This is a genomic window from Streptomyces sp. SS8, from assembly GCF_054072955.1.
Genome location: NZ_JBSVCZ010000013.1, coordinates 57134 through 82024, shown reverse-complemented (window position 1 = coordinate 82024; position 24891 = coordinate 57134). Strand labels below are relative to the sequence as shown.

The 24891-nt window shown below is 72.6% G+C and carries 22 protein-coding genes; 5 read left to right on the top strand and 17 right to left on the bottom strand.

Annotated features, from left to right (window positions below):
- From ACW69E_RS14835 to ACW69E_RS14800, 8 genes are all read right to left on the bottom strand, one after another.
- Entirely contained in the window at positions 1-1287 is a 1287-nt protein-coding gene (locus tag ACW69E_RS14835) for an AAA family ATPase (RefSeq protein WP_457498698.1), read from the bottom strand.
- A gap of 6 nt (positions 1288-1293) precedes the next feature.
- Complete coding sequence (cpaB, locus tag ACW69E_RS14830; RefSeq protein ID WP_457498697.1) at positions 1294-1998, bottom strand: Flp pilus assembly protein CpaB; 705 nt, start codon at positions 1996-1998, stop codon at positions 1294-1296.
- Positions 1999-2078: 80 nt separating this feature from the next.
- Positions 2079-2942, bottom strand: coding sequence for a hypothetical protein (locus ACW69E_RS14825; protein ID WP_457498696.1), 864 nt, complete (start codon positions 2940-2942; stop codon positions 2079-2081).
- Positions 2943-3112: 170 nt separating this feature from the next.
- Positions 3113-3331, bottom strand: a complete 219-nt coding sequence (locus ACW69E_RS14820) for a hypothetical protein (RefSeq protein WP_457498695.1) — start codon at positions 3329-3331, stop codon at positions 3113-3115.
- 13 nt (positions 3332-3344) lie between these two features.
- Complete coding sequence (locus tag ACW69E_RS14815; RefSeq protein ID WP_457498694.1) at positions 3345-3776, bottom strand: DUF3592 domain-containing protein; 432 nt, start codon at positions 3774-3776, stop codon at positions 3345-3347.
- Positions 3777-3795: 19 nt separating this feature from the next.
- Positions 3796-4371, bottom strand: coding sequence for a hypothetical protein (locus ACW69E_RS14810; RefSeq protein ID WP_457498693.1), 576 nt, complete (start codon positions 4369-4371; stop codon positions 3796-3798).
- 53 nt (positions 4372-4424) lie between these two features.
- A complete protein-coding gene (locus ACW69E_RS14805; protein ID WP_457498692.1) occupies positions 4425-5990 on the bottom strand; it encodes a hypothetical protein in 1566 nt (521 codons plus the stop codon).
- Positions 5987-6445, bottom strand: coding sequence for a hypothetical protein (locus ACW69E_RS14800; protein WP_457498691.1), 459 nt, complete (start codon positions 6443-6445; stop codon positions 5987-5989). Before ACW69E_RS14800 ends, ACW69E_RS14805 begins: the two co-directional genes overlap by 4 nt.
- 343 nt (positions 6446-6788) lie before the next feature.
- On the opposite strand from ACW69E_RS14800, the gene ACW69E_RS14795 reads away from it, so the two are divergent.
- Positions 6789-8474, top strand: coding sequence for a chitinase (locus ACW69E_RS14795; RefSeq protein WP_457498769.1), 1686 nt, complete (start codon positions 6789-6791; stop codon positions 8472-8474).
- 100 nt (positions 8475-8574) lie between these two features.
- Here ACW69E_RS14795 and ACW69E_RS14790 read toward each other — a convergent pair whose 3' ends face one another.
- The 4 genes from ACW69E_RS14790 to ACW69E_RS14775 form a co-directional block, all read right to left on the bottom strand.
- Positions 8575-9948 (bottom strand): Nramp family divalent metal transporter, encoded by a 1374-nt coding sequence (locus tag ACW69E_RS14790; RefSeq protein WP_457498690.1) that lies wholly within the window; start codon positions 9946-9948, stop codon positions 8575-8577.
- Between the two features lie 132 nt (positions 9949-10080).
- Entirely contained in the window at positions 10081-10551 is a 471-nt protein-coding gene (locus tag ACW69E_RS14785) for a RidA family protein (RefSeq protein WP_457498689.1), read from the bottom strand.
- Between the two features lie 34 nt (positions 10552-10585).
- Entirely contained in the window at positions 10586-11338 is a 753-nt protein-coding gene (locus tag ACW69E_RS14780) for an IclR family transcriptional regulator (protein WP_457498688.1), read from the bottom strand.
- A 5-nt stretch (positions 11339-11343) separates the two neighbouring features.
- Positions 11344-12318, bottom strand: coding sequence for a sugar kinase (locus ACW69E_RS14775; protein ID WP_457498768.1), 975 nt, complete (start codon positions 12316-12318; stop codon positions 11344-11346).
- A 239-nt stretch (positions 12319-12557) separates the two neighbouring features.
- On the opposite strand from ACW69E_RS14775, the gene ACW69E_RS14770 reads away from it, so the two are divergent.
- A complete protein-coding gene (locus tag ACW69E_RS14770) occupies positions 12558-13949 on the top strand; it encodes an amino acid deaminase (RefSeq protein WP_457498687.1) in 1392 nt (463 codons plus the stop codon).
- A 55-nt stretch (positions 13950-14004) separates the two neighbouring features.
- Entirely contained in the window at positions 14005-15603 is a 1599-nt protein-coding gene (locus tag ACW69E_RS14765) for an N-acyl-D-amino-acid deacylase family protein (protein ID WP_457498686.1), read from the top strand.
- 45 nt (positions 15604-15648) lie between these two features.
- Here the strand turns inward: ACW69E_RS14765 and trhA are convergent, their stop codons facing one another.
- Positions 15649-16392 carry a PAQR family membrane homeostasis protein TrhA gene (gene trhA / locus ACW69E_RS14760; RefSeq protein WP_457498685.1) on the bottom strand — a complete coding sequence of 248 codons (744 nt, stop codon included), beginning with the start codon at positions 16390-16392 and terminating at the stop codon, positions 15649-15651.
- Positions 16393-16629: 237 nt separating this feature from the next.
- Here trhA and ACW69E_RS14755 point away from each other — a divergent pair, with 237 nt between their 5' ends.
- On the top strand, positions 16630-18516 hold the full coding sequence (locus tag ACW69E_RS14755) for a phosphoenolpyruvate carboxykinase (GTP) (protein ID WP_457498684.1): 1887 nt from the start codon (positions 16630-16632) through the stop codon (positions 18514-18516).
- 115 nt (positions 18517-18631) lie between these two features.
- Here the strand turns inward: ACW69E_RS14755 and ACW69E_RS14750 are convergent, their stop codons facing one another.
- From ACW69E_RS14750 to ACW69E_RS14735, 4 genes are all read right to left on the bottom strand, one after another.
- The gene (locus ACW69E_RS14750; RefSeq protein ID WP_457498683.1) at positions 18632-19057 is read right to left on the bottom strand and encodes an SCO4983 family protein; all 426 of its coding nucleotides are present in this window, start codon (positions 19055-19057) and stop codon (positions 18632-18634) included.
- 198 nt (positions 19058-19255) lie between these two features.
- On the bottom strand, positions 19256-20467 hold the full coding sequence (locus ACW69E_RS14745; protein ID WP_457498682.1) for a pyridoxal phosphate-dependent aminotransferase: 1212 nt from the start codon (positions 20465-20467) through the stop codon (positions 19256-19258).
- A gap of 144 nt (positions 20468-20611) precedes the next feature.
- The gene (locus ACW69E_RS14740; RefSeq protein WP_457498681.1) at positions 20612-22696 is read right to left on the bottom strand and encodes a thioredoxin domain-containing protein; all 2085 of its coding nucleotides are present in this window, start codon (positions 22694-22696) and stop codon (positions 20612-20614) included.
- Between the two features lie 135 nt (positions 22697-22831).
- Positions 22832-23335, bottom strand: a complete 504-nt coding sequence (locus tag ACW69E_RS14735; protein ID WP_457498767.1) for a MarR family winged helix-turn-helix transcriptional regulator — start codon at positions 23333-23335, stop codon at positions 22832-22834.
- A gap of 286 nt (positions 23336-23621) precedes the next feature.
- On the opposite strand from ACW69E_RS14735, the gene ilvA reads away from it, so the two are divergent.
- Positions 23622-24866 carry a threonine ammonia-lyase gene (gene ilvA / locus ACW69E_RS14730; RefSeq protein ID WP_457498680.1) on the top strand — a complete coding sequence of 415 codons (1245 nt, stop codon included), beginning with the start codon at positions 23622-23624 and terminating at the stop codon, positions 24864-24866.
- Positions 24867-24891: the final 25 nt, after the last annotated feature.

Sequence of the window (24891 nt, the reverse complement as noted above, 5' to 3'; positions counted from 1 at the left end):
CTACGAGTTCTTCCTCGGCTGACCGTCGTCCGCGTCGTCGCTCCGGGGACGCCGGCGCCGCACGCCGACCGCTCCCCGGTCCATCCGGAACTTGCCCTGCTTGGCCGGCCCTTGGGCAGCCTTCACCAGGGCCAGCTCTCCCGCCAGTCCCCACAGTGCCTGTTTCACGGTGGACTTGGCGTCCAGTTCGTGCATCCGGCCCGCGTCGACCGCTCCCTGGAGCTCCTTGAAGTTGGCGGGGACGGTGAGGCCGGTGACCTGGGTGCCCGTGATCTTCTGGATCAGCGGCGGCTGGATCTCCGCGGTCCGGGTGTAGCGGTTGACGACCGTGAGCGTCTCCTCCGCCTTGCGGATCTGGAGCCGGGTCCACATCCGCACCAGTCGCTTGGTCGCACGCACCGAGACCACGTCCGGCGTGGTGACCAGCAGCGCGGTGTCCGCCATCTCCACGGCCGCCGCGTTGGCCGTGCTCATCTGCGAGCCGCAGTCGACGACCACCACCGCGTGCCGCGAGCGCAGCGAGTTGAGCGTCTGGCGGACCGACCGGTCCGAGACCTCCTCGCCTCTTTCCCCCTCGCTCGGCGCCAGCAGCAGGGAGACGCCCGTCTCATGGCTGAAGACGACGTCCTGCAGCACCCGGGGGGTGATGTCCTGGATCGCCGCGAGGTCCGCGACGGAGCGGCGGAACTGCACGTCCAGGTAGGAGGCGATGTCGCCCGTCTGCAGGTCCAGGTCGACCAGTGCGGTGCTCTGGCCGGAGGCCTGGGCGGCCAGGGCGAGCTGGGTCGCGATCACGGTAGTGCCGACCCCTCCCTTGGCCCCCGAGACGGTGACGATCACACCGCCGGGGCCGGCCGGGGAGTCGCCTCCGGAACTCAGGTGACGGCGGACCCCGCTCGCCCACTGGGCCGCGGCCTGCACCCGGTTGGCGAGTTCCTCGTAGCTGAGCGGCAGTGCCACCAGGCCCCGGGCGCCCGAGTCCATGGCCGCGGAGAACAGCCCCGGGGTGGCGTCCGCCGTGATGAGGACCACCCCGACCGCCGGGAAACGGAGCGAGACCTCCCGGATCAGTTCGAGCGCCGGCACCGGTCCGATCCGCTCGTGGACGAGCACGACCTCGGGCAGCTCGTCGAGTGATTCGCCCGCGAGGCGGGCGAGGGCGTCGATCAGCTGGGTGGAGTCTCCGACCGGCATCGCCGGTTCCGCGTCGGGAAGCTGGCTGAGCAGGGTGGTGATGGATCGGGCGGCGTCGGCGTCACCGACGGCCGGGAGAATCCTGGTGACCATCCGGTCTCACTTGTCCTTGCCGATTTCGTAGGTGCGCTCCCCCGGGCGGAGAGAGGTGTCGCTGCCCGGGGCGATCAGCGCGAGACGGACGTTCTGCGCGAACGACTCGGCATAGGCGACGCGCTGGGCGTCCAGGGTCTTGAGCGCGAAGGTGATGGGGACGGCCTCGCTGGAGCGGGGACCGTCGCCGTCCCTGGAGTCCAGCGGGGTCAGCCGGCCCACGTCCAGGACCTTCGCGTTGGCCACGATGATCTTCGACTGGGCCGGAGTTCCCCCCTGGTCGCCCGGGAAGGTGGCGAAGATGTTGACCTTGGAGCCGGGCGTGATCTTGCCGGCCACACCGGTGGCCGCGTCGATCATGATGGCGATCTCCTGCTCGCCGGCCTCCAGCCCCGGCCGCTCCACGATCATGTCGCTCTGCAGCAGGGACCCCTCGCGCAGTCGCGTGACCGCTATCTTCCCGTCGATCTCGGAAAGGTCGGTCACCGCGTTCTCCGAGAGCCAGCGCTTGGGCATCGACACCTTCTCGAACTGCTTCTCGCTGAGCCTGCTGTAGGGAGCGATGTCGCTCTTCACCTGGTAGGCCGAAATCTCCGGTCCGACCTTGGAGTTCACATCGCTGATCACGGAGAGGACGCCCGCGAACGCGATGAAGGCGCAGAGGACGGAGAGGAGCAGGAGTATGACGCCGCGGCGCTGGCGGGAGTTCATGAGCCGGACAACCTCGTAAGGGGTGTGGAGAGGAACGGTGGGTGGGACGGGCCGCGCGAGCACCTCTGGACTCGCATGTGTCAGGAAGACCCCTGGTTCAGGACACCGGAGGCCTGGTTCTGGTTCTGCTGCGACGGAAGCGGGGCGGTGCAGAAGCCGCAGCGGTCGCCTATGAACTCCATTGCACACCAGTGGCACTGCTCGCGCCGCACGGACGAGACAAGCTGATAGAGGATCGAGATGTCGGGGAGGTAGGCCGCGAACTCGATCAGTTTGCCGGTGCCCCACCAGCGGGGGGAGTCGGCGGGCAGCCCGGCTTCGTGGACGGCCTGGGCCTTCCACTCGGAGGCGAGCGTGCCGGTGACCCAGTCGGACTGCAACTGCCCCTTGGCGACCAGCAGGTGTGTGGCGAAGGGCGGCCCGGTCAGGGAACCGCTGCCGACCTTGACCAACTGCGCCTCGGGAGTGGCGACCACCCCGAACTGCGATCCCGGCACCCATGACTTCGCGTGTGTCCTCAGGCTCACCGGGACCCGGTCGAGTCTGGCGACCGAGTTGAGCAGCGCACCGGCGTGGATGTAGTGGGAGAGCAGGCGGGCGGCCGACGCGACGACGCCCGCGCTGAAGCCGCAGACGGACAACTGCCGCAGTTGGCGGACGAGTACGGCCAGGCCGAGCGGGGGAAGGTCCGACTGCAGGAGGGCGATCCTGTCGCTCTCCAGGATCGAGCGAACGGTGCGCAGCCGCTGCTCGAAGGCCGGCCGGAGCCCTGTGGAGCAGACGGCCACGACGTATCCCCGCTGCTCCAGCAGGAGCCGCATGTCGGTGACGGCCTCCTCCAGCGACTGGCTGTCCGGCGACTCGAGGAGCGCCGCGGTGGGCGTCTGCTGATCCGTCGGCGGGAGTACCAGATCGGCACTGGTGACCGCGATCGCTGTCGACACTTCAAGATCCCCGTTCGCTTCGGCCGCAAACTCCTGTAACCGCAGGTTGTCAACTGTGCAGCCCAATCGCGCTCTCATCTTATCGACGCCCCGCACAATGGAGAACACCGTTGCGCCCCGGCCCTCCGCTCCCGGAAGGCGATGCCCCCGTACCGGGAAAACCCGTTTCCCTAGAGGAGTTCGTACGCGTACGCCCCCGCGGCCGCCGCGGCCGCGGCGACGACGGCCCAGAACACCAGCGTGAGGGCCCTGCCCTCCCGTGCCGCGCGAACGCCCCGCAGGAGGCATATGAGGAGCAGGACGAGGACGAACAGGCCGAAGAGGCCGGGGCTGAGTTCGTCGTCGAACCGCGAGGGCGGCAGGAAGGCGAGGACCGCCGAAGCCGTCATGTGATCGTCCCTCTCATCCGAGACCGTTGTGGAGTGCCAGGGCGCGCAGGAGCACCACGGCGAGAAGCCCGGTGGGCGCGGCGACCAGGGCCGGTACGTACAGCGGTCCCCAGGTGCCGCCGCCCGCGACGGTCGCCCGCCGGCGGGGGCGGGCCGGATCGTAGCGGACCCCGACCGGCGCGCCCTCCTCGTACCCGAGGGCGCCCGGCCGGTCCCTGAACTCCACCGTCTCCCCGTCCGGGGTCCGGAAGGCGAAGACGAACTCCGGACGGTGGCCGCGGACACCGTCCGTGCCCGCTCCCCACGCGGCCATCCGGCGCCGCGCGCACCACCCCCGGGCCCGCTCCCCGCGCGCCACCAGCCACAGCACCACCGCGATCCTGCGCAGGCACAGCAGGCACACGGCCGCCGCCGCCGTACCGGCGATCAGGAAGACCGCTTCCATCCCGCCCCCTCCCGGACGCCTACTTCAACTCGACACTGCCGGCGATGTCCGCGACATCCCGCTCGGACAGGGTGCCCTTGACGGAGTTCACCGTGATCAGGTAGGGCCGCTGCTCGGTGTCCACGCCGGCCAGCATCACCCCGTCCATCTCGGTGCCCTTGGGCGGCCCGCCCTCCTTGCCCCGGAAGGTGAAGGAGTAGTCGATGCGGCGGGCCTCCTCACGCCCCTGGGGGCCGGCCACCTCGATCTCGGTGGTCTTCACCGGGGTCGCTCCCAGCTGGATGCGGGCCTTGGCTCCGCCCGCGGCCATGTCCGCGTCGTTCAGGCCCTTCCCGAAGTCGAACTCGACCGTCATCGAGGCCGTCATGCGCCCCTTCTCGGTCAGAGTGGCCCGGGCGACCTCGTACGGGCCGCCGTCCTGCGGGGCCGTCTCCTCGAACCCCTGCGGATAGGCGACGGTCAGCCGCTCGGTCTTCAGCGTGCCCCAGCCCTCGGGGACCCGGGCCGCCTCACCACCGCCACCGCAGCCGGTCAGCAGCACACCGGCCAGACCGACCGCCGCCGTGCACAGACCACGCCTCGGCCTCCAGCTCATCCCCCGGGTTTCCTCACTGGTCGCGAACCGCTCTTGCATCGCCCCGCCCGTCCTCACTGTGCGCAGTAGCTGTACGGCACGTACTCGCGCCTGTCGCCCCGGGGCGCGCCCAGGAACTCGGCGTCCGCCAGTGTCTCGGCCTTGTTCTCCATGGAGACGGAGAGGCCCACGGACAGCCCCAGGTTCAGCTCGAATCCGTACTCCTGCGCGTCGGCCATGCCATCGTACGTGGTCTTGCTGGACCTCCCCTTGTCGAACAGGAGCTGCCCGAAGGGGTCGTCCGAGCCGGGCCTGGAGGTCGGCGCGTTGTTCGACAGCATGTACTCCAGGGGCGCGTTGCCGTCGCCGTTGCCGTCCAGCCACGCCTGCGCGACGGCCCGGTCGGCGTCGCCCTTCTCCCCCTTCGGGAAGGTCAGGGTGTTGGTGTAGACGTCGATGTTGCTGGCGCCCGAGTTGTCGGTACTCCCGACGCTGCCGCCGCGGGCGTCCTTGCCGCTCTTGCCGTTGTCCCCGCCCGCGCCCTCGCTCGTGCCGCTGGCCCCGGTCTCGGTGGTCTGGGTGAAGTCGATGCGGACGAGTTCGCCGGTCTTCTGGTCCCGGGTGACGGTCACCGTCGCGGAACGGTTGGCCTGCTGGTGCTGGCCCTTCTCGTATCCGCCCACTCCGACGCCGGTGCCCCACTCGCCCTCCGCCTTCACGGAGTAGGTGTAGGACTCGGTGCCCCGGTAGTCGTCCTTGGTGAAGAGCACATCACTGCTGATCTTCGCGTTGCCGCCGAGCTTGGCCGAGAGCCGGCCGCTGGAGCCGGCGTCGAGCGACAGGCCGCCGTTGACCTCGCCGTACGAGCCGATGGAGCCGTGGCTGATATGCCGGTCGCCGAGCTTCTCCTCGATCCGGTCGCGGAGCTTCTGCTCCTCGACCAGCGGTCCCTTGCCGAAGATCGCCAGGATGCTGTCGCCGACGGCCGCCTGCGACCCTCCGGGGGAGGTGCGCCGCGTCTCGTACATCTTGAGGTCCTCGAGGTCCTCGCGGAACGCCTCGGCCTCCTCCCGGCTCTTGAACACCCAGGTGTCGCCGTTGTTGACCTTGACTCCGGCCCCGAGGTCGACCTGTCCCTCCCCCAGCCCCTCGATCTCGCCGCCCGCGCCGATCGTGACACCGGCCGAGGCGGAGTTGGTGAAGGTGGTGTAGATCAGCTGGTCGTCCCCGTCGACCTTCCCGTCCCCGTTGACGTCGTAGTTCGCCTGGTGGACCTTGTCCTGGAAGCCGTACTCGTTGCCCCACTCGAACCAGCCGATCTTCGCCTTGCTGCCGGCGGTGTCGGTGACGGTCGAGATGGTGCACAGCGGGGGCTCGTAGTCGGCGTCGTTCGCCGGTTTCTCCGCCCCCTCGTTGCCGGAGGAACAGCTCCCGCCGCCCCAGAGGGACATGATGGAGCAGCGGAACCTGTCCCCCACGGAACCGGCGACCCCGGTCGCGACCAGCGCCAGGACGACGGCCGCGGCGAGCAGCACCGCACCGACGTACTCCAGGGTCGTCGCGCCCGTGTCCGCCGCGACCGCCCCGCGGCCGCCCCCCGCTCCTCTTCCGGCCGCCTCTGCGGCCCGTCTCCCCCTCATCGCTCCCCCTCCTGCAGCCGATCGGCGGCGTAACCGGTGAAGGCGCCGACCACCATGACGGCACAGGACATCAGAAGGCCCTCCACCGACGCCCGGTCCCAGTGCAGGACGACGGTGATCACCTGCGCGAAGACCGGGATCGTGAAGACCGCGAGGGCGTGCCGTACGGGCGAGTGCCGGAAGGGCTCCCGGTGCACTCGCCCGGCCGCCCATGCGGCGAGCGCGATGCACACCGCGTTCGGCAGGTGCACCAGCAGCAGCCGGCCGCCGAAGGATTCGAGGCGTTCGGTGGTGGCGAAGACCTCGTAGACGTAGGTGACCTGCAGATACTCGGTGATCAGCAGCACCACGAACCCGACGGACCAGGCGCGTACGAGTGCGAAGCCTCCTCCGCTCTCACGTGTCGTCCGCCCGTGTGCCTCACCGGCCCACGACGGCCCCCCTGTCCCACGCATCCGCGGCGCCCCTCTGATCGTCCTTTGATATGCCGGGCACACCATATGCACCCGTCACAGCGGACTTCATGGGCCCAAGGACCCACCCGGGGCCCAAAGTTCACGCCGGGCCGGCCCCCGGCCCGCTCGCCCCGTAGGCTCTCCCGCTCCGGATGCCGCCCCCCTTGACATCCTCATTGGTCTGAACCATTCTTCCGGCTCAGCACGGTGGCCACCGTCCCCCACGCGCGCTCACCCCCTACGCACGGAGGCAGCAGTGGAACGCAGGACGCGAACAGACACCACGGACGGCGGGAGAGACGCGGCGCCCGGCGCACGCCGTACCGCGCGCGCCCGCAGCAGGATCACCGCGGCCCTCGGCGCCGGGGCGGTCGCCCTCGGCGCGGTGGCGTTCGGCGGGCTCTCGGGCAGCGCCGGGGCCGCCGAGCCGAACCTGGTGCGCAACGCCGGCTTCGAGTCCGGCCTGAACGGCTGGACCTGCTCCGCCGGCAGCGGCACGACCGTCTCCTCCCCCGTCCACGGCGGCACCGCCGCGCTGAAGGCCACCCCCGCCGGCAGCGACAACGCCAAGTGCACCCAGACCGTGACCGTACGGCCGGACTCGAAGTACGAACTGAGCGCCTGGGTACAGGGCTCCTACGTCTACCTCGGCGCATCCGGCACCGGCACCACCGACGTCTCCACCTGGACCCCCGGCACCTCCGGCTGGCAGCAGCTGCGCACCTCCTTCACCACCGGCCCGAACACCACCTCGGTCACCGTCCACACCCACGGCTGGTACGGCCAGAGCGCCTACCACGTGGACGACGTCTCCCTCACCGGCCCCGGCGACGGCCCGGGCGAACCCGACCCCGACCCCCAGCCCCCGGCCACGCCCGGCACACCCGCCGTCGGCGCCACCACCTCCTCCTCGGTCACCCTGAACTGGAACGCCGTCGACGGCGCCACCGGCTACACCGTCTACCGGAACGGGACCAAGGCGCTGTCGGTGCAGGGCACCTCGGCCACCGTCACCGGCCTGGCGGCCGCCACCTCCTACGAGTTCCGCGTCAGCGCCGTCAACGGCGCCGGCGAGTCGGCCAAGTCCGCCCCCGTCACCGCCACCACCCGCCCCGGGGGCGACGACGGCGGCAACCCCGGCACCGGCGTCCCCAAGCACGCGCTGACCGGCTACTGGCAGAACTTCGACAACGGCGCGCGGGTGCAGAAGCTGCGCGAGGTGCAGGACCAGTACGACATCATCGCCGTCTCCTTCGCCGACTCCACGGCCAGGACGGGCGAGATCACCTTCAACCTCGACCCTGCGCTCGGCTACTCCTCCGTCCAGGAGTTCAAGAACGACATCGCCGCCAAGCAGGCCGCCGGGAAGAAGGTGATCATCTCGGTGGGCGGTGAGAAGGGCAACGTCATCGTCAACGACTCCGCCTCCGCCACGCGCTTCGCCGACAGCACCCACCGCCTGATGCGGGAGTACGGCTTCGACGGCGTGGACATCGACCTGGAGCACGGCATCAACTCCACCTGGCTGACGCAGGCTCTGCGCTCGCTGTCGGCGAAGGCCGGGCCCTCCATGGTGCTCACGATGGCCCCGCAGACCATCGACATGCAGTCCACGTCCACGGAGTACTTCAAGCTGGCGCTGAACGTGAAGGACATCCTCACGGTCGTCAACATGCAGTACTACAACAGCGGTTCGATGATGGGCTGCGACAACAAGGTGTACTCGCAGGGCTCGGTGGACTTCCTCACCGCGCTCGCCTGCATCCAGCTCGAAGGCGGCCTCGACCCCTCCCAGGTCGGCCTGGGCACCCCCGCGTCCACACGCGGCGCGGGCTCCGGCTACGTGGACCCCTCCGTGGTGAACGCCGCCCTGGACTGCCTGGCCAGGGGAGTGAACTGCGGCTCGTTCAAGCCCGCGCGGACCTACCCGGGCATCCGCGGCGCCATGACCTGGTCCACCAACTGGGACGCGCTCAACGGCAACCGGTGGTCGGACACCGTCGGCCCGCACGTCCACGCGCTGCCGTAGCACCGGCGTCGGAACACCGGCACGGCGAGGAAGGGTCCCGGTCCGCGTCCACCGCGGACCGGGACCCGCGCCGTTCCCGTACGGGCGACCGGCGGGGCGGTCACCAGAGCAGTTCGCGCACCTGCTGGACGCACAGCACGACGAAGAGCAGCCCGGCGGCCGCCAGCATCGCGTTGCTCAGCGGCCCGTTGCGCCACTGACGCGGAGTGCGGCCGGAGTTGAGCAGCCACAGCAGGGTCCCGGCGAGGAAGGGCATGAAGAAGGCGCCCAGCACGCCGTAGACGATGACCAGCCCGAAGGGCTTGTCCAGCCACAGCAGGCCCATCGGCGGGAACGTCAGCCACAGCAGGTAGCCGCGGAACGGCCCGGAGCGCTCGCGCTGCCCGCGCGCGACCTCCAGGACGGGGGGCTCTCCGCCGGTGCCCTGCGCCCGTGCCGCGCGCGTACGCTCCACGAAGTCGGCGAACAGCAGGCTGACGCCGTGCCAGACGCCCACGAGAGAGGAGAAGGAGGCGGCGAGGAAGCCGACCAGGAAGAGCTTGGCGGTGACGGCCCCGAAGCGTTCCTCCAGGATCCGGCCCAGGTCCAGCAGCCCCTGGTCGCCGGAGCCGACGGCGGTGCCGGCGGCGTGCAGCAGCTCGGCGCCGACGATCAGCATCGCCACCACGAAGACGCCGGTGGTCAGGTACGCGACCCGGTTGTCCAGCCGCATCATCCGCATCCAGCCGCTGTCGGTCCACCCCTTGGCGTTGACCCAGTAGCCGTACGCGGCCATGGTGATCGTCCCGCCGACGCCGCCGACCAGGCCGAGGGTGTAGAGCAGCGAGCCGTCCGGCAGCACCGGCAGCAGCCCGGCGACGGCGTCACCGAGGTGCGGGGTGACGCGGACCGCGACGTAGAGGACGACCACGAACATCACGCCGACGAAGACCATCATGATCTTCTCGACGATCGCGTAGCGGTTGAACCAGACGAACGCCAGCCCCGCCAGCCCGCACAGGATCGCCCACGTCCTCAGTTCCAGGAAGCCGGGGAAGAGCGCGACCAGCGGCAGCGCGCTGGAGGACATGGCGGCGGCGCCGTAGACGAAGCCCCAGACCGTGACGTAGACCGCGAAGTAGACGGTGGTCCACGCGCCCAGGCCGCGCCAGCCGTCGAAGATCGTCCGGCCGGTGGCCAGGTGCCAGCGGCCGGTCGCCTCCGCCAGCGCGATCTTCACCAGACAGCCGACGACGGCCGCCCACAGCAGGGTGTAGCCGAACCTGCTGCCGGCGACGAGGGTGGCCACCAGGTCTCCGGCGCCGACGCCGGTGGCCGCCACCACGATGCCGGGGCCGACCAGCCGCCAGCTCGCCTTCCGTTCGGCCGGGGCCGCGGCGGTCTCCGCGACGGCCTCCGCCCCGCTTCCGGGCCGTTCCGCCGCACCCGTGCCGTCCGCTCCGTCCGCCGCGCCCTTCTCGCCCGTACTGGCCATGTACGCCCTCCGCTCTCGTCCCCGCAACCGGCGTGGCGCATACAACAGCGCACCGCCGGACGGCACAAGAGGGCGTACCGGCACGCGCGGGCGCGCGGGAGCCCGGGCGAGCCCCCGGAGGCCGCCCGGGCGTCAGTCCAGGACGGCCATGGCGTCGATCTCGACCAGCAGCCCGGCGGGCAGGCCGACGTAGACGGTCGTCCGTGCCGCCGGGGGACCGGTGAGACCCGCCGTACCGGCGAGGTACTCGTCGTAGATCTCGTTGAACTCGGCGAAGTGGCCGGTGTCGGTGAGGTAGACACGGACCATCACCACGTCCTCCCAGCTCGCCCCGCCCTCCCTCAGGACCGCCTCCACGTTGGCGAGGGTCTGGAGGGTCTGCTCGCGCAGGCCCGGTCCCGCCGGGGTGGGCGGCTGCCCGGGGACGGCCGGCAGGAAGCCGACCTGTCCGGCCACCTGGAGGATGTTCCCCTTGCGCACGCCGTGCGAGAAGCGGGCGGGCGGGGCGGTGTGGGACGGCGGGGTGAACGCGGTCTTGGCAGAAGTGCCGGCCTGGGTGCCGGCCGGGGCATCGGCAGGGGTCTTCGCGGGAGTGTCGCTCACGGTCTTCCTTCCGGTGGGGCGGGGTCTCACGGGATCAGGGGGCGGGCGGTCTGCCCGAGTACTCGGCGCTGACGGCGTCGGCCGTGCGCCGCACCAGGGGCAGCAGGCGCATGAGTTCGTCGGCGCCCGCGACGGCGGCGGGCGCGGAGACCGACAGCGCGGCGGCGACCCGGCCGTCCGCGCCGCGCACGGGGGCCGCGACGCAGTTGACCGTCTCCTCGTGACCGCCCAGGTCGGTGGCCCAGCCCTGCTCGCGCACCCGGGCCAGCTCCTTCAGGAAGGCGTCCGGTCCGGGCGTGGAGCGGGGGGTGTGGCGGGGGTAGTCCAGGCGTTCGGCGAGCGCGCGCCGCTCGGCCTCGGGCAGGTCGGCGAGGATGACCTTGGCGACCGCGGCGACGGTGACCGCCACCGGTCTGCCGATGCGCGAGTACATCCGCACCGGGTAGCGGCTCTCGACCTTGTCGATGTAGAGGACCTCGTCCTCCTGCCGCACCGCCAGGTGGACGGTGTGCCCGCACGCCTCGTTCAGCTCGGTCAGGTACGGGTGGGCGACGGCGCGCACGTCGATGTTCTCCACGGCCTCCTGGGCCAGCGCGATCAGCCGCGCCCCCAGGCGGTAGCGCTGGTCGGCCTGGCGGTGGACCATGCCGTGCTCGTGCAGGGTGCGCAGCAGCCGCAGGGCGGTGGACTTGTGGACGTCCAGGTGCCGGGCGACCTGTTCGAGGCCTGCCGGTCCGCGCGCGAGCAGGGGGAGGATGCTCAGCGCCCGGTCGACGGTCTGGCTCATCTGTCTCACGCCTTCCGTGTGGTCCAGCCGGGGGTGAGCCGCAGTCCGCCCCAGGCGGTGTCGTCGAGCGCGGCCAGCCGGTCGGCCAGGGCCCGGCCGGGCGGCTCGGCGAGGTCGCCCGGGCAGGTGAGCGCGGCGGCGGCGGCCAGATGGCCGTGCCGCAGCCGCGCCCGCGGGGGCAGTCCGCGCAGGGTGGCGGAGAGGAATCCTGCGGCGAAGGCGTCCCCGGCACCGACGGGGTCGGCCGTCTCCACCGACAGGGCGGGCACATGATGGGTACCCGCCGCGGTGTGGGCCGTCGCGCCCCGCCCGCCGTCCTTGACGACGAGCACGGACGGTTCCGGCAGCAGTTCGCGCAGGGCGGCCGGGTCCGCCGTGCCCCAGGCGGCCCGCGCCTCGTCCGTGCCGGTGAAGACCAGGTCGCAGCGGCGGGCGAGGTCGAGCAGGACGGCCGGATCCCGGCCCTTCCACAGCCCCACCCGGTAGTTGACGTCGAAGGAGAGCAGCGGCCGCCCGGGCCTGGGCCCGGTCAGCTCGTACAGCAGCGCCAGGCAGCCGTCGGACAGGGCCGCCGTGATGCCGCTGAGGTGGAGGATACGGCCGGATTCGGCGGCGGCGCGGTCGACGGTGTCCGGGGACATCGCGGAGGCGGCCGATCCGGCGCGGTGGTAGAGCACCTCGGCCAGGGCCGGGTCGGCGGGCCGCTCGCCGGTGGTGGAGCGCTCGCCGCCGGTGCGGAAGTAGACGCCGGTGGGGCGGTCGGGGTCACGGCGCGCCGCGGAGACGTCCACGCCGTGTGCGGCGATCTCGGCCAGTACGTGGTCGCCGAAGCCGTCCGTGCCCACGCGCCCGATCCAGCGGACCCGGTGCCCGGCGCGGGCGAGCAGGCAGGCGGTGTTGGACTCGGCGCCGCCGACGCCGCGGACGAAGACCGGGGAGTCTGCGAGCCGGCCGGGGCCGGCGGGCCGGAAGGCCGCCATGGTCTCCCCCAGGCAGACCACGTCGAAGGCGGCCCCGGCGCGGGTGCCGGATGCCTCGGAAGGCGCGGGGGCCACGGGAGGCACTGTCACGGTCGCCCTCCCCTCCCCCTCTTCCGTCCCGGCCGTCCGTTGACCGGGCGTTCGCGGGGATGCTAGACAGCAACGAGCACTATGCGCAATAAGTGTTGCACATATCGCAATCACCCTCCCGGGGTTCGCCCCGGAGTCCGGAGTTCACCATGGCCGACGAGCACGCCGAGCACGCCGAGCACCCCGACCGCCCGGGGCACCCCGAGCACATCCGGCAGCCCGGAAACCCCCGGCACACCGGCGGGCCCGGGCCCGCGGACCCCGTCGCCCGTCTCGCCGACGAGGTCGTCGACCACCGCTTCAAGGGGCTGCCCCCGGACGCGGCCGGACTGACCGTGGGCGAACTGGCGGACCAGCGGCGCCCGCTGTTCACCGGCGGCTTCACCACCCCGGTGCTGACGCTGGCCGCCGGGGCGCTGGAGCACAATCTGCGGCAGCTGGGTGCCTTCGCCGCCCGGCACGGCCTCGCCTTCGCCCCGCACGGCAAGACCTCGATGTCCCCGCGGCTGTTCCGGCGCCAGCTCGACCACGGCGCCTGGGGCATCACGGTCGCGGTGCCCTCCCAGGCGCGCGTGTGCCGGGCCTTCGGGGTGCGCCGGATCTTCCTGGCCAACGAGGTGGTGGACGCCGCCGCGCTGCGCTGGATCGCCGCCGAGCTCGCGGCGGATCCGGAGGCGGAGATCGTCTGCTACGTGGACTCGGTGCGCGGCGTGGAGCTGATGGACGCCGCCCTGGCCCCCGTCCTCGGCGCCTGCTCCGCCCCCCGCCCCCTGGACGTCGTCGTCGAACTGGGCGTGGCGGGCGGCCGTACCGGTGTGCGCACCGCCGAGGAGGCGGCCCGGGTGGCGCGGGCGGTGGCCGAGGCGGCCTCGCTGCGGCTGGCCGGTGTCGCCGGTTACGAGGGCGAGGTGCCGGACGCCGACGCCGCGCGGGTGCGGGCCTGGCTGGAGGATCTGGTCGCGCTGGCCGCCGCCCTGGACGCGGCGGGCCACTTCGCCGCCCTGGGCCCGGAGGAGGAGATCGTGGTGAGCGCGGGCGGCAGCGCCTGGTTCGACGTGGTGGCCGAGGCCTTCGGACGCGTGCCGAAGCTGTCGCGCCCGGTGCTGAGGCTGCTGCGCTCGGGCGCGTACGTCTCGCACGACGACGGCCACTACCGCCGCGCGACCCCGTTCAACCGCGTCCCCGGGCAGGGCTCGCTGCTGCCGGCGTTCCGGCTGTGGGCGCAGGTGGTCTCCCGGCCCGAGCCGCGTCTGGCGTTCCTCAACGCGGGCAAGCGCGACGCCTCCTACGACCTGGGCCTGCCCCAGCCGGTGGCCGTCCGCAGCGCCGGCGGCGCCGAGCGGGGCGCGGAGGGGATGGAGGTGGTGAAGCTGGCCGACCAGCACGCGTTCCTCCGCCTCGCGCCGGACGCGGAGCTGGAGGTGGGCGACTGGGTGGCGCTGGGCCTGTCGCATCCGTGCACGGTCTTCGACCGGTGGCAGCTCATCCCGGTCGCCGAGGACGACGGCACCGTCACCGACTTCGTCCGCACCTTCTTCTGATCCCCTCCCCCGCCCCTGTCCCTGTCCCTGTCCCCGAACGGAACCGGAGTCCGCCGTGGAACTCGTCCTGCGCGGCGCGCGCGTCGCCGACGGCACCCCAGCCCCCGCCCGCCGGGCCGACGTCGGTGTCGACGGCGGCCGGATCGCCGTGGTCCACCGCGAGGGGGATCCCGGACCGCGCCCCGGCGCGCGGCGCGTGCTGGAGGCGGACGGCCTCGTCCTCGCGCCCGGCTTCATCGACATGCACGCCCACAGCGACCTGGCGCTGCTGCGCGACCCCGCCCACACCGCCAAGGTGGCCCAGGGCGTGACGCTGGAGGTGCTCGGGCAGGACGGCCTGTCGTACGCGCCGGTGGACGACCGAACCCTGGCGCGGGTGCGGCAGGCGATCACCGGCTGGAACGGGGACGGCTCGGACGTCGGCTTCGACTGGCGGACCGTCGGGGAGTACCTGGACCGGCTCGACCGCGGCACCGCCGTCAACGCCGCCTACCTCGTCCCCCACGGCACGGTGCGGGCGATGGTGGTCGGCTGGGAGGACCGGCCCGCCACCGAGGAGGAGCTGGGCAGGATGCGGCGCCTGGTGGCCGAGGGCCTGGAGCAGGGCGCGGTGGGGATGTCCTCCGGCCTGACCTACACCCCCGGGATGTACGCCCCGGACTCCGAGCTGACCGAGCTGTGCCGGGTGGTGGCCTCCTACGGCGGCTACCACTGCCCCCACCACCGCTCCTACGGCGTCGGCGCGCTGGAGGCGTACGCGCAGATGATCGAGGTCTCCCGCGCCTCGGGGTGCGCCCTGCACCTGGCGCACGCCACCGTGAACTTCTCCGTCAACGCCGGCCGCGCCCCCGAGCTGCTGGCCCTGCTGGACGCGGCCCTGGACGGGGGCGTGGACCTGACGCTGGACAGCTATCCCTACCTGCCCGGCTGCACCACCCTGGCCGCGCTGCTGCCGAGCTGGGCGGCCGAGGGCGGCCCCGAGGCGACCCTGGCCCGGCTGCGGGACCCGGCCGCCTGCGCCCGGATCCGGTACGCCATGGAGGCCGAGGGCTCGGACGGCTGCCACGGGGTGCCGGTCGACTGGGACACCGTGGAGGTCTCCGGGGTGGCGGACGCCACTCTGGCCGGGTACGTGGGCCGTACGGTCGCGCGGTCGGCGGCCGTGCGCGGCGAGGAGCCGTTCGCGGTGGCGCGGCGGCTGCTGCTTCAGGACCGGCTGGGCACCACCGTCCTCCAGCACGTCGGGCACGAGGAGAACGTGCGGGCGATCATGCGGCACCGCGCCCACACCGGTGGCAGCGACGGCATCCTCGTCGGCGGTCGGCCCCATCCGCGGGCGTGGGGCACCTTCCCGCACTACCTGGGCCGCTATGTGCGCGAGCTGGGCGTGCTGTCGCTGGAGGAGTGCGTGGCTCATCTGACCGGGCGGCCGGCCGCCCGGCTGCGGCTGCCGGACCGGGGGCTGGTGCGCGAGGGGTACCACGCCGATCTGGTGCTGTTCGATCCGGAGACGGTGGCGGCGGGGGCGACGTTCGAGGCACCGCGCACCCCGCCGCGGGGCATCCCCCATGTGCTGGTCGGCGGCCGGTTCGCCGTCGAGGACGGCCGCCGCACCGGTGTGCTCGCCGGCCGCTCGGTGCGGCGCGGCGGCTGACCCCCGGCCGGGGCCGGGGAACGGCACCGGAGAACCGGCCGTGTGTCAGGCCGCGTTGTAGGCCACCAGGGAGATCCCCACGTAGTGGACGGCGAAGGCGGCCAGGGTGAGGGAGTGGAAGACCTCGTGGAAGCCGAACCAGCGCGGTGAGGGGTTCGGCCGCTTGATGCCGTAGACGAGCCCGCCCACGCTGTAGAGGAGGCCGCCGACGACCACGCACACCAGGACGGCGACGCCGCCCGCGCGCAGGAAGTCGGGCAGGAAGAACACCGCGGCCCAGCCCATCGCGATGTAGCAGGGGGTGTAGAGCCAGCGCGGCGCGCCGACCCAGAAGACGCGGAAGGCGATGCCCGCGACGGCGGCGGCCCAGATGCCCCACAGCAGCAACTGGCCGCGGCCTCCGGGGACGAGCAGGAGCGTCAGGGGCGTGTAGGTGCCCGCGATGATCAGGAAGATGTTCGCGTGGTCGAGGCGGCGGAGCACCGCGTTGGCGCGCGGGCCCCAGTTCCCGCGGTGGTACAGGGCGCTTACGCCGAACAGCAGACAGGCGGTCAGCGTGTAGACCGCGCAGGCCAGGCGGCCGCGCGGGGTCTGCGCCAGGGCGGTCAGGAAGATCCCCGAGATCAGCACGGCCGGGAACATCCCGGCGTGCAGCCAGCCCCGCAGACGGGGCTTGACGGGGTGGACGGAGTGAGCGGACCTCTCGGCCCCGTGGTCCTGGCGGTCCCCACGGCCGTCGCGGTCCTCGGCGGGCAGAGTCCTTGGGGATTCGGGCACTGCGGCGGTCATACGTCTCATCGTACCTACGTGACCGTAGGTTTCACCGCCGCGTGGCCATGCTCACCATACGGCCGTCTGGACAGAATCGCCCCGAAGGCGGAATATCAAATGAGCGTGGTCGGCACCGGATGAGCAACGCCGCAGCATCCGGGTCGCAGCCCCCACGGGGCCGAGTCTGAAGTACGGATGAACAAAACGGATACACGTGCGGTATCCGGCACGAAACCCTCGACATCTGGAGCGATTGTGGCGCGCAGTACTGCGGCTCCCGGCAACACCACCCCCACCCGTCACCAGGAGCTGATCGCCTGGGTCGACGAGATCGCGGCCCTCACCCAGCCCGACCGCGTCGTCTGGTGCGACGGCTCGGAGGCGGAGTACGACAGGCTCTGCGAGGAGCTGGTCGCCAAGGGCACCTTCACCAAGCTCGACCCGGTCAAGCGCCCCAACTCCTACTACGCCGCCTCCGACCCCTCCGACGTGGCGCGCGTGGAGGACCGCACCTTCATCTGCTCCGAGAAGGAGGAGGACGCGGGTCCCACCAACCACTGGATGGACCCCGCGAGGATGCGAGAGGTCTTCACCGGGTCCGGTGGCGAGGGCGGGATCTTCCGCGGCTCGATGCGCGGCCGGACGATGTACGTCGTCCCCTTCTGCATGGGCCCGCTGGGCTCCCCGCTCTCCGCGCTGGGCGTGGAGATCACCGACTCCGCGTACGTGGCCGTCTCCATGCGGACGATGACCCGCATGGGCAGCGCCGTGCTGGAGGAGCTGGGCGAGGACGGGAGGTTCGTCAGGGCCGTCCACACCGTCGGCGCCCCGCTCGAGCCGGGCCAGGAGGACGTCCCCTGGCCGTGCAACTCCACCAAGTACATCTCCCACTTCCCCGAGACCCGTGAGATCTGGTCCTACGGCTCGGGCTACGGCGGCAACGCGCTGCTGGGAAAGAAGTGCTACGCGCTGCGCATCGCCTCGGTGATGGCGCGCGACGAGGGCTGGCTCGCCGAGCACATGCTGATCCTCAAGCTGACGCCGCCCGACGAGGGGGCGAACCGAAGGTCCTCGTCCAAGGGTGGTGGTGGGCGACGGGCGGGCGAGCCCAAGTACGTCGCCGCCGCCTTCCCCAGCGCCTGCGGCAAGACCAACCTGGCGATGCTGGAGCCGACGATCCCGGGCTGGACGGTCGAGACGATCGGCGACGACATCGCCTGGATGCGCTTCGGCGAGGACGGCCGCCTCTACGCGATCAACCCCGAGGCCGGCTTCTTCGGCGTGGCGCCCGGCACCGGCGAGCACACCAACGCCAACGCGATGAAGACCCTGTGGGGCAACGCGATCTTCACCAACGTCGCGCTCACCGACGACGGCGACGTGTGGTGGGAGGGCATGACCGAGGAGCCCCCGGCCCACCTGACCGACTGGCGGGGCGACGACTGGACGCCCTCCTCCGACACCCCGGCCGCGCACCCCAACGCCCGCTTCACCGTGCCCGCCTCGCAGTGCCCGATCATCGCGCCGGAGTGGGAGGACCCCAGGGGCGTGCCGATCTCGGCGATCCTCTTCGGCGGACGCCGCGCCAGCGCGGTGCCGCTGGTGACGGAGTCCTTCGACTGGCAGCACGGTGTCTTCCTCGGCGCCAACGTGGCCTCGGAGAAGACCGCCGCGGCCGAGGGCAGGGTCGGCGAGCTGCGCCGCGACCCGTTCGCCATGCTGCCGTTCTGCGGCTACAACATGGGCGACTACATGGGCCACTGGCTGGAGGTCGGCGCCAAGGCGGACCCGGCGAAGCTGCCGAGGATCTACTACGTCAACTGGTTCCGCAAGGACGACGGCGGCCGGTTCGTGTGGCCGGGCTTCGGCGAGAACAGCCGGGTGCTCAAGTGGATCGTCGGCCGCCTGAACGGCGAGGCGGAGGGTGTCGAGACGCCCATCGGCGTCGTCCCGGCCAAGAGCGCCCTGGACACCGACGGCCTGGCGCTGCCCGAGGCGGACCTGGAGTTCCTGCTGAAGGTGGACGAGAAGGTCTGGCGCGAGGAGGCCGCTCTCATCCCCGAGCACCTGAACACCTTCGGCGACCACACCCCGAAGGAGATGTGGGACGAGTACCACGCCCTGGTCGAGCGCCTGGGCTGAGCGGTCGGCCGACCGGCCGGGCCGCCACACGAGAGTCCGCGGGCCCCGTCCCGGCACAGGATGCCGGGACGGGGCCCGCGGACTCCGTGGACTTACCGCCCCCGGCCGGCGCCGGTCAGCCGACCTCGGCCAGGCCGAGCGCCCGGGCGTGGGCCTCCATCCGCTCGGCGGCCAGGGTCGCGGCCGCCGCGTCCGAGCGGGAGGTGGCCACGACCAGCGCCTGCCCGGCGAGCGTGTGGGCCCGCTGGTGGAGGGCCGCGACGCGGGAGGTGTCGGCCCCGGCGGCGGACGGCTCGGCCCGCAGCGGGGCGCGTCCCGCGCACAACCGGGTGACCTGGGCGTCGAGCCGCCGCGCGGCGTCGTCCAGCTCCGCGTCCGGGGTGTGGGCACGGAGTTCGTCGGTCACGGTCAGCAGCGCGGTGAGGTGGCCGGCGAGCCTGTTGTCCAGCTCCTCCTCGCGGGAGCGGCGCGGGAGGGGCCCCTCGGTCCTGGCCGGATCGGCCATGGTGTGGACCGACGGCGTGCGAATCGGTTCGTACATGGGATGGCCTCCTGGCTGATGCAGGAGGCCATCTTAACTTGGACTCTGTCTAAAGTTGTCGCGGATGCAGAGACTTTCCGAGCGCCCTCACCCGCTCCCGCCAGGCCTTTCCCGTCCGTCCGGACTCCGGTCACCCCGTACCGCCCACCGGGCGCGGGCGGCTTCTCGGCCCCCTGCCGGAGCCGCCCCGGTGCTGCCTCAGTGCTGGCCGTAGCCGTCCAGGAACTTCCCGATCCGCTGCACCGCGTCCGCCAGATCCTGCGCCGGAGGCAGCGTGACGATGCGGAAGTGGTCCGGCTCGGGCCAGTTGAAGCCCGTACCGTGGACGACCATGATCTTCTCCGCCCGCAGCAGGTCGAGGACCATCTGCCGGTCGTCCTTGATCTTGTAGACCTGGGGGTCCAGCCGCGGGAAGAGGTACAGCGCCCCCTTCGGCTTCACACACGTCACGCCCGGGATGGACGTCAGCAGCTCGTACGCGGTGTCGCGCTGAGCCAGCAGCCGCCCGCCCGGCAGCACCAGATCGTTGATCGACTGCCGCCCGCCCAGCGCGGTGGCCACCGCGTACTGGGACGGCATGTTGGCGCACAGCCGCATGTTCGCCAGGATCGTCAGACCCTCTATGTAGCTGGCGGCGTGCGTCTTCGGCCCGCAGACGGCCATCCACCCGCAGCGGTACCCGGCCACCCGGTAGGACTTGGACAGACCGTTGAAGGTGACGGTCAGCAGGTCGGGGGCGACGGCGGCGGTGGGGGTGTGGGTGGCTCCGTCGTAGAGGATCTTGTCGTAGATCTCGTCGGAGTAGACGATCAGGCCGTGGCGGCGTGCGATGTCCGTCAGGCCGCGCAGCACCTCCTCGCCGTAGACGGCGCCGGTGGGGTTGTTCGGGTTGATGATGACGATCGCCTTGGTGCGGTCGGTCACCTTGCTCTCGATGTCGGCCAGATCCGGCATCCAGTCGGACTGCTCGTCGCAGCGGTAGTGCACGGCCGTGCCACCCGACAGCGAGACCGAGGCCGTCCACAGCGGGTAGTCCGGCGCCGGCACCAGCACCTCGTCGCCGTCGTCCAGCAGGGCCTGCATCGACATCTGGATCAGCTCGGAGACGCCGTTGCCGATGTAGACGTCCTCGACGTCCAGCTCGATGCCCTTGGTCTGGTAGTACTGCATCACCGCGCGCCGGGCCGCCAGCAGCCCCTTGGCGTCGCCGTAGCCGTGCGCCGACCCGACGTTGCGCAGCATGTCCTCGAGGATCTCCGGCGGGCACTCGAAGCCGAAGGGCGCGGGATTGCCGGTGTTGAGCTTGAGGATGCGGTGACCCGCCGCCTCCAGCCGCATGGCCTCCTCGAGAACCGGGCCCCGGATCTCGTAGCAGACATTGGCGAGTTTCGTCGACTGGATCACCTGCATGTCCGCCACTGTACGGACACCCCGGGCCGGGCGCTCCGTGTTTTTCCCCACGTGGGTGACGCACGGGCGGTGCGCGGGTGACGCACGGGCGGTGCGGCGGAAGGCATGGCGGGCGGCGGGAAACCGCCGCCCGCCCGCACCACCTCACGCCCCGGCGGGCGCCCCCACCGTCCGCGCCAGCCGCTCCGGATCGGCCGTGGGGGCGTCGCACGCGAAGTGCCGGCAGACGTACGCGGCCGGGCGGCCGTCCAGCAGCGGCCGGCCGCGCAGCAGCGCGGGCGTCTCCTCGTCCGCGCCACCGCCCGTGCCCCGGCCGCCGTCCGCCGAGGGCTCGCCCACGGCCACCACCGCCCCGGGCGCGGTGGCCAGCAGGGCCGTGCGGTGCAGCGCGGCGGTGGCCGGATCGCCCGCCGGGCCGACCACCGCGATCTCGCGCGGCCCGTCCAGCGCCGCCTCGGCGGCGGCCAGCCCCCAGCCGATGAAGCGCGGCACACGCGGGGCCAGCGCCGTCACCACGCCCAGCGCCCGCTCGGCGGCCTCGCGGTGGCGGGAGGAGCCGGTGTGGGCGGCGTACGACAGCAGGGCCGCGGCGGCGGCCGTCCAGCCCGAGGGCGCGGCGTTGTCGGTGGGGTCCTGGGGGCGGCGGATGAGCCGCTCGGCGTCGTCGGCGGTGTCGTACAGGGTGCCGTCGGCGGCGGCGAAGCGCGTCAGCACGGTCTCCAGCAGGGTGCCGGCCAGCTCCAGCCAGCAGCTCTCGCCGGTCACCGAGTACAGGGCGAGGAAGCCCTCGGCCACGTCGCCGTAGTCCTCCAGCACCCCGGCGCCGGAGCCCGCGGCGCCGTCGCGGGAGGTGCGCGCCAGACGTCCGCCCGTGTCGAGGTGGACGGCGACCAGCAGGTCGGCGGCGGCGGTGGCCGCCTCCACCAGATCGGGGCGGTCGAAGTAGGCGCCGGTCTCGGCGAGCGCGGCGATCGCCAGCCCGTTCCAGGCGGCGACGGCCTTGTCGTCCCGGCCGGGACGCGGACGCGCGGACCGGGCGTCCAGCAGCCCGCGGCGCACCGACTCGATCCGTCCGGCGTCCACGGGGCCGTCGGTGTCCGGGAGCCGCAGGACGGAGGCACCCTCCTCGAAGGTGCCCTCCTGCGTCACTCCGAAGTGGGCGGCGGCCAGCCCCGCGTCCTCCTCTCCGAGGACCTCGCGCAGCTCGGCGGGCGTCCAGACGTAGTACGCGCCCTCCCGGTGCCGCCCGGTGCCGTCGTCGCTGTCGGCGTCCAGCGCGGAGGCGAAGGCTCCTTGGGGGGTGCGCAGTTCACGGACCATGAAGTCGGCCGTCCCCAGCGCGACCCGCCGCGCCCGCTCGCTGCCGGTGGCGCGCCACAGGTGCGCGTACACCCGGCACAGCAGCGCGTTGTCGTAGAGCATCTTCTCGAAGTGGGGCACCGTCCACGCGGCGTCCACCGAGTAGCGGGCGAAGCCTCCGCCGAGCTGGTCGTAGAGGCCGCCGCGCGCCATCGCCTCGCAGGTCGCCTTCACCATCTGCAGCGCGCCCTCGGAGCCGGTGCGGGCGTGGTGGCGCAGCAGGAACTCCAGCACCATCGACGGCGGGAACTTCGGCGCGCCGCCGAAGCCGCCGTGCCGCGCGTCGAACTCGCGGGTCAGCGCGAGCAGCGCGGAGCCCAGTTCCTCCGGCCGGGGCGGGCGCGGGGCGTCCCCGCCGCCGTAGCCGATGCTCCGACCCGCCAGATCCTCCACGATCCGCCCGGCCACCTCGGCGACCTCCTCGCGCCGGTCGGTCCAGGCGGCGCGCACCCCTTCCAGTACCTGGCGGAAGGAGGGCATCCCGTGCCGGGGCTCGGGCGGGAAGTAGGTGCCGAAGTAGAACGGTTCGCCGTCCGGCGTCAGGAAGACGGTCATGGGCCAGCCGCCCTGCCCGGTGGCGGCCTGGACCGCCTCCATGTAGACGGCGTCGACGTCCGGGCGCTCCTCGCGGTCCACCTTGACGGACACGTAGTGGGCGTTGAGGTACTCGGCGGTGGCCCCGTCCTCGAAGGACTCGTGCGCCATCACGTGGCACCAGTGGCAGGAGCTGTAGCCGACGCTGAGCAGCACCGGCACATCGCGCCGCCTCGCCTCCTCGAACGCCTCCGGCGACCAGGGCCACCAGTCGACGGGGTTGTCCGCGTGCTGGAGGAGGTAGGGGGACGTCTCGGCGGCGAGTCGGTTGACCATGCCCCCATCCTGCCCCTGCCCGTCCCCCCGGGGCGAACGCCGCGTCGCGGCCGCGTCACCGGGGCCCGCTCCCCGTGGCCCGCCCCCGGGGGTCTCGCCGGGGACGGGCCTCGTGCGAAAAGGGCCGGCGAGCGGTCAGGAGCCTTCCGCCTGGAAGTCGGAGAGGGCCTGGTTGAAGCGGGTGAGCAGTTCGCAGAAGACCGTCCGCTCCTCCTCGCTCCACTCCCGCGTCAGCACTTCCATCAGCTCGCGCCGCGAGGCGCGCACCTGCTCCAGCCGCGCGGCGCCGCGCGGGGAGAGCTGGAGGACCACGGCGCGGCCGTCGTCGGGGTGGGAGGTGCGTTTGACCAGGCCGGACTCCACCAGCGGGGCCACCTGGCGGGTCACGGTCGAGGAGTCGATCCCCATGCCCGCGGCGAGCGCCTTGACGCCCGTGGGCCCGTCCCGGTCCAGCCGGTTGAGCAGCAGGTAGGCGGCGCGGTCCATGGAGTTGCGGGCCTGGCCGACGCCGCCGAGCCGGGTCTGCTCCGCGCGGCGCGCGAAGAGGGCCACCTGGTGCTGCAGGGCGTCGAGGTCGAGGAGGGGGGCGGAGCCGGTCCGGGCCTGGTCGGGGTCCGGGCGGCCTGCGGTGGGGGGCATGCTGGCCTGCACGCTCTCTCCGCTCGTTTCGTCGTGGGGGTGGGCGGTCGTCATGTCCGGGTGCGTGGGCATGGCCGGTTGCTCGCTTCTTCGTGAATACGGGGTACGACGGGCTGAGGGTGTGCCACAGAGTACGCGTCCCGTGCCCGCCCCGTACCGGCAGCGTACGAATGAGCGGCTCCCCGGCGGGCAGCGGTGCGCGGCCCCCGCCCGGGCTCCGCGGGGGCCCGGGAGGCGGCCGGAGTCCCCGCGAGCCGCCCGCGGGCCGGGCTGCCAGACTGGCGGCATGGTCGCCAGCACTGTCCAGCACACCGGCCGCGACGACGCGCCGGCACTCACCCTCGACGACGTACGCGCCGCCCAGAAGACGCTCTCCGGGGTGGCCCGGACGACCGCGCTGGAGGGCAGCCGCCACCTCGGTGAACTGGTCGGCTCCCCCGTCCACCTCAAGTGCGAGAACCTCCAGCGCACCGGGTCCTTCAAGGTCCGCGGCGCGTATGTGCGGATAGCCGCGATGTCCGCCGAGGAGCGCGCCCACGGGGTCGTCGCGGCCTCCGCGGGCAACCACGCCCAGGGCGTCGCCCTGGCCGCCTCCCTGCTGGGGGTCCGGTCGACGGTCTTCATGCCGGTGGGCGCGGCGCTGCCGAAGGTGGCGGCGACCCGTGACTACGGCGCCCGGGTGCGGCTGCACGGGCAGGTGGTGGACGAGACGCTGCGGGCGGCGCAGGAGTACGCGGCCGAGACCGGAGCTGTCTTCATCCACCCCTTCGACCACCCCGACATCGTCGCCGGCCAGGGCACGGTCGGGCTGGAGATCCTGGAGCAGTGCCCGGAGGTCCGCACGGTCGTCGTCGGCATCGGTGGCGGTGGGCTGGCGGCCGGGGTGGCGCTGGCGGTGAAGTCGCTGCGGCCGGACGTGCGCGTGGTCGGGGTGCAGGCCGAGGGGGCCGCCGCCTATCCGCCCTCGCTGGCCGCCGGGCGCCCGGTGACCCTGGAGTCGGTCTCGACGATGGCCGACGGGATCATGGTCGGGCGGCCCGGGGACGTGCCGTTCGAGATCATCGGCAGGATGGTCGACGAGGTCCGCACCGTGAGCGAGGACGCGATCTCCAGCGCGCTGCTGCTCTGCCTGGAGCGGGCCAAGCTCGTCGTCGAGCCGGCCGGCGCCAGCCCGGTGGCGGCGCTGCTGTCCGCTCCGGACGCCTTCGAGGGGCCGGTGGTGGCCGTGCTCTCCGGCGGCAACGTCGACCCCCTGGTGCTGCAGCGCACGCTGCGGCACGGCATGGCGGCGGCGGGCCGCTATCTGTCGCTGCGGCTGCGGCTGACCGACCGTCCGGGGGCGCTGGCGGCGCTCCTGGCGGAGCTGTCGGTGGCGGACGCCAACGTCCTGGACGTCAGCCATGTGCGGACCGATCCCCGGCTCGGGCTGACGGAAGTGGAGGTGGACCTGCATCTGGAGACCAAGGGTCCGCAGCACTGTGCCGAGGTGAAGGCCTCGCTGGTCAGGGCCGGTTACACGGTGACGGGCTGAGGCGTACGGGGACGCCGGCCCGGCG